Below are 14392 nucleotides of genomic sequence, written 5' to 3'. Positions count from 1 at the left end.
CCGGCCCGAAGCGGCGCAACGGGGGTGCCGCTCCGGACTCCCCGAACCGGATGCCCCCCAGCCTTGTGCGCCCTAGAGTTGCGGGGCAAGGCGCATCGATTCCGCATCGACTCGGGGACCGCCATGGAACCGCTCCTCCCCCCTTCCGCCGTCGCGCACCTGCTGGGCGTCGCACCGCCCACGCTGCGCAGCTGGGACCGCCGGTACGGAATCGGCGCCACCGGCCGCTCGCCCGGGGGCCACCGCCGCTACACCCCTGAGGACCTGCGGCGGCTCACCGACATGTGCCGCATGGTCGCCGAGGGCATGACACCGGCCGATGCCGCCGCCCGGGCCGCGTCCGGCCCGGCCTCCGAGCCCGCTGCCGCCCCTGGCGTTCCCGCGCAGCGGGGACCGGCCTCCGGAACGGGGAGGAGCGCCTCAGCGGCGCTGCACGGCGTGACCCGCGCCGCCATCCGGATGGACGCCGCAACGGTGGAGGACGTGCTGGAAGACCGCCTCAGGACGCGCGGTGTCGTGGACACCTGGGACGAGGTGGCCCGCCCCGTCCTCTTCGGAATGGGCTCGGCTTGGGCCGCGACCCAGCGGTTCGTGGAGGTCGAGCACATGCTCTCCTGGAGCATCTCCTCGTCCCTGAGACGGGTACACCGAAGCCCGAGGATCCGCGACCGGCGTCACATCATCCTGGCCTGCACACCCGCGGAGCTGCACACCCTGCCGCTGGAAGCACTGGCCGCAGCGCTCAGCGAGAACGGCGTGGCCTGGCGCATGATCGGCGCGGCGACGCCCATCGCCGCGATCGAAGCGGCCGTCCGGCGCACAGCCCCCAAGGCCGTCGTGGTCTGGTCCCACCGGCCGGAATCGGCCGACCCCGAGGCACTCAGCGCGGTCCGCAGGGCCTCGGCCGGCCTCCGGGAGGCCACCCTGCTCATGACGGCGGGCCTCGGCTGGCAGGGAGGCGTCGGCGGCATGTCGGACGCGTGTTCGGCCACCCTCCCCGATGCGCTCTCGATCCTCACCAAGGACATCGCGGCCGCCACCTGAAGGCCGCGACGTGATGGGACCCGGTCAGGCCGGCGTCTCAAGGGGCGGGTGGTAGGCGACGCCCGGGAGCTTCCAGGGCTCGTGGACGTCGCTTCCGGGAACATGGGCGAGTTCGGGGACGTACCGGCGCACGTACTCGCCCTGCGGGTCATAGCGCAGCGCCTGCCGCACCGGGTTGAATCCGCGGTTGGGCCGTGTGTCGTTGCCCGTCCCGGCGACCCACTGCCAGTTCCCGTAGTTGTCGGCCAGATCCCCGTCGGTCAGCAGCGCATGGAAGTGGTCGGCCCCCCGCTTCCAGTGCACGCGCAGGATCCTGGTCAGGTAGCCCGCCGTGATCAGTCGGGCCCGGTTGTGCATGAAGCCTTCATGGAGCAGCTGCCGCATGCCGGCATCGACGATGGGCAGACCGGTGCGCCCCTCGGCCCAAGCCGCGAACGCTTCCTCGTCGTCGTGCCACTCCGCGTTCCGCGGACGGTAGTCGGCGCGGGGGAGGGCAGGAAACGCCTTGAGGACCTGATGGTGGAAGTCCCTCCAGGCCAGCTGACGGACGAAAGCGCCTCCCGCCTCTCCCTGCCGGTGCGCGGCGCGTTCCAGTACGAGCGGGGAGACACGCCCGAACCTGAGATCGGTACTCAGGCGCGATGTGGCGTCGGCGGCGAGGTCGTCCCTGTGCTTCTCGTACAAGGCGATCCCATCCGCTAGCCAAGCCCGGAGGCGTTCGGCGGAGTCGGCCCCGCCGTGCAGCCGCCCCGGCGCCAGGACACCGAGTCCTTCCCTGGTCGGATCCGGGTACGGCGAACGGTCGGCCTCCACGCCGTCGGGCAGGCGGAGAGAGGGAGGCGTTGGGGCCTCAGCGCGCCTGTCGGCCACCTCCCAGGCCTTCCAATACGGAGTGAAGACCTTGTAGTGGTCTCCTCCTCCAGACGGCAGAAGGCTTCCGGGAGGGACCACAGTGACCCCTGGGTGGCCGACGACCTCGATGCCGACCTGCGCAGCCTCCTTGGTCAGACGCCGCGCGCGCCGGCCCGCGAAAGCCCCGACGTCCTCGGCCAGGTGGATGCGGTCGGCACCCACCGTGTTCGCAGCCCGCAAGGCTTCTGCGACCGTTTCCCCCCGGCGCACGACCAGCCCGCCACCGAGCGCGCGTAGCTCCAGGTCCAGCTCGGCGAGCGCTTCGGCCAAGAAGGCGACCCGGTTGCGGGCGCTGCACTCCAGGATCCAGGGGTCGGCGACGAACAGGGGCAGGACCCGGTCGCTCCGGGCCGCCTCGGCGAGCGCGGGATTGTCCTCGCCCCTCAGGTCGCGTGTGAAGAGCATGACCGACGTGCGCACTGTCCCCCCGAAGCGTCAAGCAGCCGCCCTGCGCAGCCACTCGACGTATTCTGACAACCATGAGCGACCGTTCGGTCACAGACGACCAGAATCAGGCGGAGCTGAACGAGCCCGCGGATCGCCCCAGGATCGGCGTATCAAGCTGTCTCCTGGGCGAACCCGTGCGCTACAACGGCGGCCACTGCCGGGACCGGTTCCTCACCGATCGGCTGGGCGACCACGTGGACTGGGTCCCCGTCTGCCCTGAGGAGGAGATCGGTCTGGGGGTGCCGCGCGAGACGCTTCGCTTGGAGCGTTCCGACGCAGGTCCGCGCGTGGTCGCGTCCAAGAGCGGGACCGACCACACCGATGCGCTGCGCGGGATCGCCGACCGCCGCAGGGAGCAGTTGGAAGGCCTCGACGGATACGTGCTGAAGAACAAGTCGCCCAGCTGCGGCATGTTCGGTCTGCCGGTGTTCAAGGACGGCAAGCGTGTCGACGGGAAGGGGCGCGGAGCCTACGCCGACCGACTGACCACCCTCGTCCCCTGGCTGCCGACCGAGGAGGAGGGCAGGCTCTCCGACGCGGACCTGCGCGACCATTTCGTCGAGAGGGTGTTCGCCCACGCCCGGCTGAGGAACCTGCTCTCCGGGGACTGGCGACCGAAGGACCTCGTGGAGTTCCACGCCCGCCACAAGCTGCAGATCATGGCGCACTCGCCGGAGGCCTACCGTTCGCTCGGCAGAACGGTCGCGCAGGCGGGCGCCCGCGAGCGGACCGAGCTGGCCCGGGAGTACCGGGAGGGATTCCAGAAGGCTCTGACGCACAAGGCCACGCCCGGACGGCACGTCAACGTCCTGCAGCACGTCTTCGGGATGGTGAGCGACCACCTGGACGACGAGCGCAGGCACGACATCCTCGACGCGATCGAGTCCTACCGCCAAGGACTCGTCCCGTTGACGCTTCCCGTGGCGCTGGTGCGCCACCACTGCGCCGCGGAGGGGGTCGCCTGGGCTCGGGAACAGACCTACCTCGCCCCGTTCCCTGCCGACCTCGGCCTGCGCAACGCGCTGGTGAAGCGCTGACGGGACGAACCGGGCCTTGCGGCCCGCCACACGCTCCTGCTCATGCCCCCGTTCGGGGAGGGGTCCGCGCTACTCGGCGTTCTGGAGCTTGGTGATCCGGTTGTCGTACATCTTCACGAACTCCGGGCGCTCCTGGTGGGCGACCTCGTAGGCGCGCAGCTGGCGCACCTCGTCGATGGTGAGCTTGCGCAGGCGCGCGCGGATGGAGGGCAGGGTCAACTCGTCGTAGCCGGGGACGGGGAGGTCCTCGGCGGTCGGCGCGGACTCCTTGCGGACCTTCTGCAGGACCTCGTCGCTGGCGACCTGGGTGTCGTCCTCGTTGGTGGACAGCTCCTCGGCGACCGCCTCGCGCTCCTCCGGCTCGACCAGCTTCTCGGGCTTCGACGCCTGCTCGGACTCCTGGCCGCTCTCCGAGGGGTCCGGGGCCTTCTCATCCGAGGCCTTCTCCGGGGTCTCCTGCGCGCCCGGCCCCTCCTCGGTGCGGGCCTCCTCCTCGGAAGGGGCGGCCTTCGCGGTCGCCGTCTGCTCGGCCGCCTCGGCCTTCGTCTCCGCCGTCTCGGCGGCGGTCGGCTCCGTCGGCTGCTCGGGGGCCGCGGGCTTCTCCGAGGGAGCGGCGGCCGGGGCCGCCGGCTCCGCCTTCTCCTTGCGCCCGAAGATGCCCTTCACCATGGTCACGAGCTTGCTGACGGTCGAGGCGTTCGACATTGGTCTGGGGCTCCTGCCGCTGTCGCCGTGCTGTACGGGGGATGGGCTGCTATCGGGGGTATAGGCGTACGGGGGTACGCAAGTCAACCAGGATAGGGGAGTCAGGCTCCCCTGAACCGGCCCGTAATGGGAACGAATTCGCCATCTCGGGACGGAACCGATCGCTGACCGTTATCCCACCTCCGCCGGTGCTGCACAGCGCTTCCCGTCCGCGGCCCGCGCGCTGCGGGCCGCCGACCGTCTTGTGGCGATGACGACATCAGGACGCCCAGGCGGCCCACGCCCCCTAGGATGGGGGCATGACTGCGACGAATCGCCGCCGTGTCCTGCTCGCCAACCCCCGCGGCTACTGCGCCGGGGTGGACCGCGCTGTCGTCACGGTCGAGAAGGCCCTTGAGCAGTACGGCGCGCCGATCTATGTGCGCAAGCAGATCGTGCACAACACCCACGTGGTCAGCACGCTGGAGAAGCGCGGCGCCATCTTCGTCGAGGAGACCGACGAGGTCCCCGAGGGCGCGATCGTCGTCTTCTCCGCGCACGGCGTCTCGCCCATGGTCCACGAGGAGGCGGAGAAGCGCAGCCTCAAGACCATCGACGCGACCTGCCCCCTGGTGACCAAGGTGCACAAGGAGGCGCAGCGTTTCGCCTCCCAGGACCGCGACATCGTCCTCATCGGCCACATCGGCCACGAGGAGGTCGAAGGCACCAGCGGCGAGGCCCCCGACCACATCCAGATCGTCGAGAGCCCTGACCAGGTCGACCAGGTCGAGGTGCGCAACCCCGACAACGTCTCCTGGCTGTCCCAGACCACCCTCTCGGTGGACGAGACCAACCAGACCGTGGACGCCCTGCGCGAGCGGTTCCCCAACCTGCTGGACCCGCCCAGCGACGACATCTGCTACGCCACGTCCAACCGGCAGGACGCCGTCAAGTCGATGGCGCCCGAGTGCGACCTGGTGATCGTGGTCGGCTCGGACAACTCCTCCAACTCGGTCCGCCTGGTGGAGGTCGCCCTCGAGGCCGGCGCCACCTCCGCCCACCTGATCGACAACGCCTCCATGATGGACGAGTCCTGGCTGGAGGGCGTCTCGACCGTCGGCGTCACCAGCGGCGCGTCGGTCCCCGACATCCTGGTGCGCGAGCTGCTCGACCAGCTCTCCGGCCACGGGTTCGACAACGTGGAGACGGTCACGACCGCCGAAGAGAGCCTGACCTTCTCCCTGCCCAAGGAGCTGCGGCGCGACCTGCGCGCAGAGACCGTCTGACGGCGGGGCCGAGACCCCGCGCCGCTCGGCACGGCCCGAGAGGCCAGGCACGACACGACGATGGGGCCGCTCCCTGGGGGAGCGGCCCCATCACGTGTGTGAAGGCCCGTACGGTGAGCCCGTCATGCGCATCGGGCGTTGAGGTCAGCGTTCGCCTTCGGTCCCGTTCCGGAACGCGTCCTCTGCGGCGGCCGTCGGGTCCTGGGCGACGTCCTGAACGGACTCCCCAGCGCTCTGGGCCTGGTCCGTGTACTCCTGCGCCTGGTCCTGCAGGCCGCCCGCGGCCTCCCCGTAGGCGTCCTGCGCCTGGTCCCCCAGGCCTCCCGCAGCGTCCTGGGCCTGCTCGGCGTAGCCCTGTGCCTCTTCGGTGACCTGCTGCCCCTGCTCTTGGGCCGTTCCCTGCAGAGTGTCGGCCGCCTCCTGGGCGGAATCGCCGAAGAGTCCCTTAAGCCAGTCGAGTATGCCGTCCATCATGGTGTCCGCTCCGTGCCGGGCGTGTTCGCGCCCTGGTATGTGGCTGTCACCGAAACGCTACCCGCCCGGTATAAGCACAGAGTCAAGGGCGATCAGCCCTCTGCCAGGCTCCCGGCCAGCTCCTCGAGTTCGCCGTATCCGCTTCCGCCGCTGACCACGAGGAACGCGCCGTCCTCGCCCCGGTGGAGCAGGGCCCGGTCGCCTTCGGAATCCGCGCCGCGGCGCTCCCAATCGCGCCCGCCGGCCTCCGCGGTCCCGTCGGACTCCCCCGAGGCGGCCGCCATGGCCTCCTCCTCGTCCCCGGTGACCAGGTACTCCGCGTGGCGGTCCTGCGGGGTGGCGAACCCGACCGTCCAGGAGGCCCCGCCGTCTGCGGTCATGTCCGTGCTGGTGGGCACCCACCCCTCGGGCAGGTCCGCCGGCGCGGGGACGGGGAAGTCGGCCTCCTGCTCCATGGCCGCGGCGTGGGGGGCGTAGTCGACGCTGGGGATGTTCTCCCCGCTGCGCCACTTCACCACCAGCGCCATGGGGATCAGGATCGCGAGGATGACGCCCATCGCCACCACCATGGGGCCCAGGGAGGCGTCGGCGCGGTTGTACGTACTCATGATGGTTCCAGCTTGCCGCACCCCGGGCGGTGGCCCGCACCGGGTCCGGTGTGGCCCTCCGCCCCCTTCAGACCGCTTCAGGCCGCGGCCCGGCCTCCGGCTCAGGCCTCGGTGCCGCCCTGCCCGCGGCGGCGCGGGCGCAGCTCCGACAGCAGCTCGGTGACGTCGTCGGCCAGGCGCCGGGCGTCGTCGTCGGTGCGGTGCACGACCTCCGAGACCGCGAGCAGCATCGCGCCGCTGACGACCATGAGCAGCGCCTCGTCGACCGGCTCGTCGGCCTTGCGGAACAGCGCCACGTTGCGGTCGGTCCACTCGCGCAGGCGCACCCGCAGCTGGGAGTCGAAGCCGGGCGGCCCGTCGCCGCTGAAGAAGAGCCGGGTGGTCTCCCGCTCCTCGATGCAGCCGTCGAGGTAGGCGCGGGCCGACGCGTACATCAGCCGGGTCGGGTCGGTCTCGCCCTCCGCGCGCGCCTTGCTGACCGCGGCGTGGGTGCGCTCCTGCTGGCGCTGCTGGAACTCCTCGTACAGGGCGAGGAACAGGTCGGCCTTGCCGCCGAAGTGGTGGTAGAGGCTGCCGACGCTCGCCCCGGCCTGCTGGACGACCTCACTGACGCCCGCCTTGGAGAACCCGACCGTCCGGAAGACGTGCGCAGCGGCCTCCAGCAGGGCGCTCCGGGTCGCCGCGCCACGCGCGGAGCCGCGCTCCGCCCTGCCCTCGGTCTCGGCCTTGTCGACTGTCACGTCAGTGTCCCGTCCTTAATCTCCTTGCGCGCCTCAGGACGAGGCTACCGGTCTGCTCCAGAGGTGCCCCGTTTCTTCGGGCCGGGGCGCATCAGATTCGGGACACCCGTCCGCGCCTCAGGAGGGGTCGTCCCGGTCCTTTGATGTACTGACGGGACACGCAGGACACACCGGTCGGCCCGACCAACCGGCGGGGGCCACGGCGTGCTCCGCTCCTTCAACCGCGAGGAACCCCCCGGGGCCCACCCCTAGAGAGGACGTCAAGCCAGTTCAATAGAGTTGCCCCGGGCCCACATCCACGGTGGGCACCACCTTCACCAGTTCACGCCCCTTGTGAGAGGCCACCCATGAGCGAGCCGACGCCGCCTACTCCCCGCAATGACTCCGTCCCCGACCGCAACCTCGCCCTCGAACTGGTGCGCGTCACCGAGGCGGCGGCGCTGGCCGCCGCGCGGTGGGTCGGGCGGGGCGACAAGAACGGCGCCGACGGCGTGGCCGTGCACGGGATGCGCCACCTGATCAGCAGCGTGTCCATGAAGGGCACGGTGGTGATCGGTGAGGGCGAGAAGGACAACGCCCCCATGCTCTACAACGGTGAGCAGGTCGGGGACGGCAGCGGGGCCGAGTGCGACGTCGCCGTCGACCCGATCGACGGCACCCGTCTGACCGCGATGGGCATGCCCAACGCGATCTCGGTGATCGCGGTGAGCCCGCGCGGGTCCATGTTCGACCCGTCGGCCGTGTTCTACATGGAGAAGCTGGCCGCGGGCCCTGAGGCGGCCGACGTGGTGGACATCACCGCGCCCGTGTCCGAGAACATCCGCGCGGTCGCGCGCGCGAAGGGCGGCAGCCCTCAGGACGTCACCGTGGTCATCCTGGACCGCCCCCGCCACGAGGGCCTGGTCCGGGAGGTCCGCGAGTCCGGGGCGCGCATCAAGTTCATCACCGACGGCGACGTGGCCGGCGCCATCATGGCGGCCCGCCCGGGCACCGGCGCCGACCTGCTTCTGGGCATCGGCGGCACCCCTGAGGGCATCATCACCGCCTGCGCGATGAAGTGCCTGGGCGGCACCATCCAGGGGCGGCTGTGGCCCAAGGACGAGGAGGAGCGGCGCGCGGCCCTGGACGCCGGACACGACCTGGACCGGGTGCTGACCACCGACGACCTGGTCTCCTCCGACGACGTGTTCTTCGCCGCCACCGGCATCACCGACGGCGAGCTGGTGGGCGGGGTGCGCTACGAGGCCGGCGGCGCCATGACGGACTCGCTGGTGATGCGCGGCCGCAGCGGCACGGTGCGCCAGGTGCACAGCGAGCACCGGATCTCCAAGCTCGACACCTACAGCGGGGTCGACTTCGCGTCGGCCTCCTCCTGACCCCTCCCGGTCCGCCTCCTTGGGGCCGGGTTCGCCGCAATTCGGCCTGATCCGGCCTCAAGGGGCGTATGGCCCCTGCTCCGGGGCTTTCGGACCTGTGCGCATTGGTACGGTCTTACAGGCAAAAGCGCACTCCGGAGGTCCGATGTCCTACCCCGATCCCCCCGGCCAGCCGCATTGGCAGCCGTCCGGGCCGCAGTACCCGCCCGGCGCCTCCGCGCCTCCCCCGGCGGGCCACGGGTTCCCGCCGCCGGGGCCCCCGCAGGGGCCGCCGCCCGGACCCCCGTACGGGCCGCCGCAGGGCCCGGCTCCGCGCCGCAACCGCGTGTGGATGATCCCCGTCGCGGCCGGACTGGGCGTGCTGCTGATGGCCTCCGGGGTGTGGGCCGCCAATACGGTGGTCAACCGTGTGTTCGGCGGGCCGCAGCCGGAGACTGTGCTGCCCGCCGACTCCGTCGGCTTCCTGCGCCTCGACCTCAAGCCTTCGGGCGCCAAGTTGACGGACTACGCGGCCTTCATGGACAAGCTGCCCGATTCCGTCAAGGAGAAGATCGGCGACGACGAGGAGGACCCCGGCGCCGCGATCTTCGAGGAGGTCATCGAGCAGGCCGAGGCCGACCTGGACTACGAGGAGGACATCAAGCCCTGGCTGGGGGGCCGGTTCGGCGTCGCCGGGTGGAAGTCCGAGGTCGTGAGCAAGGGGCCCGGTCTCGCCGGCGCGGCCGCCGTGGCGGTGACCGACGAGGCCGCGGCCGAGGAGGCCGTCGAGGAGCTCACCCGCGAGGAGGACGACAGCGCGGGTGAGGTCCGCGACGGGTTCGCCTTCTTCGCCGAGTCCGACGAGGTCCTCGACGAGCTGTACGAGCGGGTCGAGGAGGAGGGTTCACTCGCCGACGACAAGACGTACGCGGAGGACATGGCGGGCGTGGCCGACGACAGCCTCGCGGCGTTCTGGTACGACATGGGGGCCAGTTCCGACGCCATCCAGGAGCAGCTGTCGAACAGCAGCGGATACGGCGGCGGCGACCCCTGGGACGAGGACTACGGCGCCGGGGATTACGGCACGGGCGGGTACGGCTCCAGCGGGCCTGATTTCGAGGACGTGTCCATCGACGGCCGGGTCGCGGCCGCGCTGTCGATCGAGTCCGACCGCCTCGACATTCACGTCGACATGATCGACTTCGCCATGGGCGACTTCACCCCCGCCGACTACGAGACCTCGCAGACCGGCCTGACCGAGATGGCCGAGCTGCCCGACGACACCGCGATCGCTCTCGCCGGCAGCGGTGTGGACGAACTGGGCGAGATGGCCTGGAACGACCTGGACGACTTTCTTCCCGACGATACGGCCGAAGTGGAGGCTGGCCTGGAGGAGGAGATCGGCCTCTCGGTCCCCGACGGGTTCCAGGACCTGGTGGGCAACCAGACCGCCGTAGGCCTGAGCGACCTGCGGAGCGGCCTGAACGATCCGTTCTCGGACTTCGACGGCGCCTCGGTCCAGTTCAGGGCCGCGGGCGCCGACGCCGGGATGATTGAGGAGCTGGTAGACCTGTTCTCGGAGGGGTCCTACTCTTCGCCGCCCGGGGTGAAATCGGACGGGGACACCGTGGTGGTGTCCTCTGGGTCCACGGGTCAGGGCCGCCTCGGCGATGACCCTGTGTACCAGCAGGTCATGGAGGGCAGCGAGAGCGCCTTCTACGGGATGTACATGGACCTGCGACCGTTCGCCGAGTCCGGCGGCCAGTCCGACGCCGACCAGTGGGGGGCGTTCGGCCTCTCCACGGCCATAGACGGCGATCGGGTGACCTCCCAAATGCGCTGGGCGCCCAGCCCGGAGTGATCCCGGTGCGGACCCGCACAGCACTGGTCCGCACCCTCCGGAGACGCGCAAGAGGCCGCGCCCTGGAACCGGAAACCAACCGGATTCCAGGGCGCGGCCTCTTGCGCGTTCAGGGACGCGCTTGCAAGGACGGCTCTCAGGCAACTCTCGGGGCGCGGTCGGGGCGCTCTGAAAGCGATCGGGTGGCTATGTCGATGAGAAGTAGCAGCACTTATCGATGAGTTCTGGAGGCGCTCAAGACCCTCTGCGGCGTGGTCGTGTCGATGAGTTCCGACAACGCCAGCGCCTTCCTCGCCGCCGAGTGTGGCCGCCGCTCGCCGCACCTCAAGGTCGTTCGTCCTCGCTTCGCTGCGGGCGCTCCACCTTGACCTGCGGCTTCGCAGGCGGCGGTGGGGGCGACTATCGAGGAAGGGCACGGTGCGCCCCGTCGCACGCAGTGCTGCCAGGAGTCATCGACACGACCCTGCGACGGATGGAGGCGCTGCCGGAACTCATCGACAAACGCTGTCCGCTCTCACGAACAAACCCAGATCGGGCTATCAGTCGATCAGGCGGCGCCGCATCTGGAAGACCGCCAGGCCCCAGACGACCACGACGAAGGCGAACAGCGCCGCCCAGTGGAGGGCCGCGGCCCCCGCGTCGATGCCGAACGCGGCCCCGCGCACCAGTTCCACGCAGTGGTACAGCGGGTTGACCTGGGCGATGCCCTGCGCCCACCCGGGCAGCTCGTCGAGCGGAAAGAAGGTCCCCGCCACCAGGAAGATCGGGGTGATGAGCCCCGAGATGATGTAGTCGATGGTCTTGATCGAGGGCACCAGGGCCGACATCCAGATCCCCATCAGCCCGAAGCCGAAACCGGTGACCAGCGCGATCAGCGGAACGGCGAACATCCCCGGTGCGGGCGGCAGGCCGAAGCCGATCGCCACCAGCAGCGGGGCGCAGCCGTAGACCGAGGCGCGCAGGGCGATCCACCCGGCCTCGGCGGTCACCAGCTCCCGCACGTCGACCGGGGCGGCCAGCATGCCGTCGTAGCTGTGCTGGAAGACGCGGCGCACGTAGGTGTCGATCAGGCCGGGGTAGATGGAGGTGAACAGCACCGAGGTGGCGACGATGCCGGTGCCGATGAAGTCCAGGTAGCTGTAGCCGGCGACCACCCCGACCAGGGAGCCCAGGCCGAAACCGAACGCCAGCAGGAAGATGATCGGCTCCACCACGGCGGCGAAGGTGGTCGGCTTCCAGCTGCGGCGGTACAGCGCCCACTCGCGGGCCAGCACGCCCCGCACCGGCGCGAGCTCGAAGCGGCCGGGCGGGGGCGCGGACGCCCCTGCGGCCGAGAGGGGCCGTTCAGCGCGCTCAGCGGTCTCCTGCAGGCTCATTCCACACGCTCCCCGGTCAGGGTGACGAACACGTCCTCCAGATTGCTGGCGCGCACCTCGCCGCGGCCCAGCTCGCCGCGGAGCTCCTCGGAGATCTCTTCAGCGCGCATGACGGCCAGTTCGGCGCCGGTGCGGCGGGTGGGGAGGCCGGCCGCCTCGGCGCGGCGCTCCATGGCCTCGTGGCCATCGGTGCCGGCGCGGAACTCCTCGACGGTCTTGCCCGCGTACCGGGCGATGAGATCGGCGGGGGCGCCCCGGGTGACCACCTTCCCCTTCGCCATCAGCGCGACCTCGTCGGAGAGGCGCTCGGCCTCTTCGATGTAGTGCGTGGACATCAGGACCGTGACGCCTTCGTCCCGCAGAGAGGAGACCAGCCCCCACAGCTCTTGGCGCACCTGTGGGTCCAGGCCCACGGTGGGCTCGTCCAGCAGGACGAGGCGGGGACGGTGGACCAGCCCCCGGGCGATGAGCAGTCGGCGCCTCATGCCGCCGGAGAGTTTGTCGGCGCGGGTGTGCCGTCGGTCCTCAAGGTGGGCGATGCGCAGCGCGCGCTCCACCGCGGCCTCCCTCTCGGCCCGGGGGACGCGGTAGAGGTGGGCGAACACCTGGAGGTTCTCTGCGGCGGTCAGTTCCTCGTCGAGGTTGTCGTGCTGGGGCACCACGCCCATGAGTGCACGCGCGCGCTTGGACTCGCGCGGGACGGAGTGCCCGAGGATGGTGATCTCCCCGCCGTCCGCTCGACTCTGGGCGGTGAGCATGCGCATGGTCGTGGACTTCCCGGCCCCGTTCGGGCCGAGGAGGCCTAAGACGATCCCCGACGGCACTTCCAGGTCGAGCCCGTCCACGGCACGGATCGAACCGTAGGACTTGACCACGCCGCGCAGGGACAGGGCTGAGGGTTCTCCTCGCGTTGATGACGGCATATGGCCACGGTAGGGAAATAGCGTGGTCTGCCCCACTGGTTTTTCCGGGGGCCGGACCACGCCTCCGGCGGAGGGAGTGACCCCCGCCACGTCGCACGAGGTCACCCCTGCGCTCCGGCGGGGGCAGGCCCACCCGCCACCCCTGCTTCTGGCAATCTTGGGGACAGGTTTCCCTGGAGGTGTCTTTCAACGATGAGTGAGTTCCGCATCGAGCACGACTCGATGGGCGAGGTTCAGGTCCCCGCTAAGGCCAAGTGGCGGGCCCAGACCCAGCGCGCGGTGGAGAACTTCCCGATCTCCGGCCAGGGGCTGGAGGCCGCGAACATCGAGGCGCTCGGCCACATCAAGGCCGCCGCCGCCAAGGTCAACGCCGAGCTGGGGGTCATCTCCGACGAGCTCGGCAAGGCGATCCGCCAGGCGGCCCTGGAGGTCGCCGAGGGCAAGTGGAACGACGAGTTCCCCATCGACGTGTTCCAGACCGGCTCGGGCACGTCGAGCAACATGAACAGCAACGAGGTCATCGCGACGCTCGCCAAGGACGCCACCGGGCTGGACGTGCACCCGAACGACCACGTCAACGCCTCGCAGTCGTCCAACGACGTGTACCCGTCCTCGATCCACATCGCGGCGACGTCGGCGGTCGTGAACGACCTCGTTCCGGCGCTTGAGCACCTGCAGGGCGAGCTCAACCGCAAGGCCGTGGAGTTCGCGGGGGTCGTCAAGAGCGGGCGCACCCACCTGATGGACGCCACCCCGGTCACCCTCGGCCAGGAGTTCTCCGGCTACGCCGCCCAGGTGGGCCACGGGATCGAGCGCCTCAAGGCGGTGCTGCCGCGCGTCGCCGAGCTGCCGCTGGGCGGCACGGCGGTGGGCACCGGCATCAACACCCCCGAGGGCTTCGCCCCGCGGGTCATCGCCGAGATCGCCCAGACCACGGGGCTCCCGGTGAGCGAGGCGCGGGACCACTTCGAGGCCCAGGGGGCGCGCGACGGGCTGGTCGAGCTGTCCGGGCAGCTGCGGACGATCGCGGTGGGCTACGCCAAGATCGCCAACGACATCCGCTGGATGGGCTCGGGGCCGCGCACCGGCCTCAGCGAGATCCGCCTGCCGGACCTGCAGCCGGGCTCCTCGATCATGCCGGGCAAGGTCAACCCGGTGCTGTGCGAGGCGATGCTCCAGGTCTCCTCGCAGGTCGTGGGCAACGACGCAGCGGTGGCCTTCGGCGGCGCCAGCGGCAACTTCGAGCTCAACGTGCAGCTGCCGATGATCGCCCGCAACATCCTGGAGTCGGTCCGCCTGCTGGCCAACGTCTCCCGCGTCTTCGCCGACCGCTGCGTCGCCGGCATCGAGGCCGACGAGGAGCGCTGCCGCGAGTACGCCGAGTCGTCCCCGTCGATCGTGACGCCCCTCAACCGCTACATCGGCTACGAGGAGGCCGCCAAGGTCGCCAAGCAGGCCCTGGCCGAGCGCAAGACCATCCGCCAGGTGGTCCTGGAGCGCGGCTACATTGAGGCGGGCAACCTGACCGAGGCGCAGCTGGACGAGGCCCTCAACGTCCTGAAGATGACGAACGCGCAGTAGGCCTCCAGAAATAGCGAAAAAGACTCCGGGCCGGTATTCCTTGAGGAGTACCGGCCCGCGTCGC

General features: G+C 70.7%; 13 protein-coding genes. 6 read left to right on the top strand and 7 right to left on the bottom strand.

Annotated features, from left to right (window positions below; genetic code table 11):
* Positions 1-123 precede the first annotated feature (123 nt).
* A complete protein-coding gene (locus tag C892_RS0106550; protein WP_017556567.1) occupies positions 124-1044 on the top strand; it encodes a MerR family transcriptional regulator in 921 nt (306 codons plus the stop codon).
* Positions 1045-1068: 24 nt separating this feature from the next.
* Here the strand turns inward: C892_RS0106550 and C892_RS0106545 are convergent, their stop codons facing one another.
* The gene (locus tag C892_RS0106545) at positions 1069-2361 is read right to left on the bottom strand and encodes an FAD-binding domain-containing protein (RefSeq protein ID WP_017556566.1); all 1293 of its coding nucleotides are present in this window, start codon (positions 2359-2361) and stop codon (positions 1069-1071) included.
* Positions 2362-2435: 74 nt separating this feature from the next.
* On the opposite strand from C892_RS0106545, the gene C892_RS0106540 reads away from it, so the two are divergent.
* Positions 2436-3440 carry a YbgA family protein gene (locus C892_RS0106540; protein ID WP_275041812.1) on the top strand — a complete coding sequence of 335 codons (1005 nt, stop codon included), beginning with the start codon at positions 2436-2438 and terminating at the stop codon, positions 3438-3440.
* Between the two features lie 69 nt (positions 3441-3509).
* Here C892_RS0106540 and C892_RS0106535 read toward each other — a convergent pair whose 3' ends face one another.
* Complete coding sequence (locus C892_RS0106535; protein WP_017556564.1) at positions 3510-4145, bottom strand: DUF8129 domain-containing protein; 636 nt, start codon at positions 4143-4145, stop codon at positions 3510-3512.
* Positions 4146-4444: 299 nt separating this feature from the next.
* On the opposite strand from C892_RS0106535, the gene C892_RS0106530 reads away from it, so the two are divergent.
* Positions 4445-5410 carry a 4-hydroxy-3-methylbut-2-enyl diphosphate reductase gene (locus tag C892_RS0106530; protein ID WP_017540208.1) on the top strand — a complete coding sequence of 322 codons (966 nt, stop codon included), beginning with the start codon at positions 4445-4447 and terminating at the stop codon, positions 5408-5410.
* A 144-nt stretch (positions 5411-5554) separates the two neighbouring features.
* On the opposite strand, the gene C892_RS0106525 is transcribed toward C892_RS0106530, so the two are convergent.
* The 3 genes from C892_RS0106525 to C892_RS0106515 form a co-directional block, all read right to left on the bottom strand.
* On the bottom strand, positions 5555-5884 hold the full coding sequence (locus C892_RS0106525) for a hypothetical protein (protein WP_017556563.1): 330 nt from the start codon (positions 5882-5884) through the stop codon (positions 5555-5557).
* A 92-nt stretch (positions 5885-5976) separates the two neighbouring features.
* Positions 5977-6492 (bottom strand): DUF4245 domain-containing protein, encoded by a 516-nt coding sequence (locus C892_RS0106520; RefSeq protein WP_017556562.1) that lies wholly within the window; start codon positions 6490-6492, stop codon positions 5977-5979.
* Positions 6493-6593: 101 nt separating this feature from the next.
* Complete coding sequence (locus C892_RS0106515; protein WP_017556561.1) at positions 6594-7232, bottom strand: TetR/AcrR family transcriptional regulator; 639 nt, start codon at positions 7230-7232, stop codon at positions 6594-6596.
* Between the two features lie 347 nt (positions 7233-7579).
* Between C892_RS0106515 and glpX the strand changes: the two genes are divergently transcribed.
* A complete protein-coding gene (gene glpX / locus C892_RS0106510) occupies positions 7580-8608 on the top strand; it encodes a class II fructose-bisphosphatase (protein ID WP_017556560.1) in 1029 nt (342 codons plus the stop codon).
* A 331-nt stretch (positions 8609-8939) separates the two neighbouring features.
* A complete protein-coding gene (locus C892_RS0106505) occupies positions 8940-10448 on the top strand; it encodes a hypothetical protein (RefSeq protein ID WP_017556559.1) in 1509 nt (502 codons plus the stop codon).
* A 539-nt stretch (positions 10449-10987) separates the two neighbouring features.
* Here C892_RS0106505 and C892_RS0106500 read toward each other — a convergent pair.
* Positions 10988-11824, bottom strand: a complete 837-nt coding sequence (locus tag C892_RS0106500; RefSeq protein WP_017556558.1) for an ABC transporter permease — start codon at positions 11822-11824, stop codon at positions 10988-10990.
* The gene (locus C892_RS0106495) at positions 11821-12747 is read right to left on the bottom strand and encodes an ABC transporter ATP-binding protein (RefSeq protein WP_239647284.1); all 927 of its coding nucleotides are present in this window, start codon (positions 12745-12747) and stop codon (positions 11821-11823) included. Before C892_RS0106495 ends, C892_RS0106500 begins: the two co-directional genes overlap by 4 nt.
* Before the next feature lie 192 nt (positions 12748-12939).
* Between C892_RS0106495 and C892_RS0106490 the strand changes: the two genes are divergently transcribed.
* Positions 12940-14328 (top strand): class II fumarate hydratase, encoded by a 1389-nt coding sequence (locus C892_RS0106490; protein WP_017540215.1) that lies wholly within the window; start codon positions 12940-12942, stop codon positions 14326-14328.
* Positions 14329-14392: the final 64 nt, after the last annotated feature.

Origin of the sequence: Nocardiopsis baichengensis YIM 90130 (assembly GCF_000341205.1) — a bacterium.
Taxonomy (GTDB): Bacteria; Actinomycetota; Actinomycetes; order Streptosporangiales; family Streptosporangiaceae; genus Nocardiopsis_A; species Nocardiopsis_A halophila.
This window is presented reverse-complemented; position numbering and strand designations above follow the sequence as displayed.